Consider the following 458-nt stretch of genomic DNA (forward strand, 5'->3'; position numbering starts at 1 on the left):
GCGGGCTGACAGAGCCTGCCCGCCGTGTGGCTGACCTTCTGAATATCGTGCTTCCTGACAACGCAACTTCGTACACACTACGTGACATCATCGAAGCGTTGCCGAAGGACAGTAATGCGGCATGGAAACTCACCAGTAATGCCATGTCGATGATGGCAGATATGCAGGCGACGCGCAGACGCTGGGAAGAGCTGAACACCGAACGAAAGGAAGCGATGAGCCATGCTGCCAGCCTGAAAAAATCATCGCCGTTTTCGTCCGGTTTTTCCCGTATTCCCCTGATGCAATGGACGGCACCGGAAGACCGTAGCGAACAGGGAAAAATCCAGTCGCTGAGCCAGCCAATGGAAAAATTGCGACAGCATTACCGGAAGGTGGAGAAACAGGACATTCCCGCTAGTCAGACGGCAATTGAAAAACAGTGGCAGCAGTGGGGGGCATCCGGCCTTGCAGCTCTC

At 54.8% G+C, this 458-nt stretch carries 1 pseudogene; it reads left to right on the forward strand.

Annotated elements, in window-relative coordinates:
- A pseudogene (locus tag GVJ63_RS21925) lies at positions 1-458 on the forward strand (conjugal transfer protein); the annotation flags it as partial.

Origin of the sequence: Pantoea sp. 18059 (genome assembly GCF_902706165.1) — a bacterium.
GTDB classification, from domain to species: Bacteria; Pseudomonadota; Gammaproteobacteria; order Enterobacterales; family Enterobacteriaceae; genus Pantoea; species Pantoea agglomerans.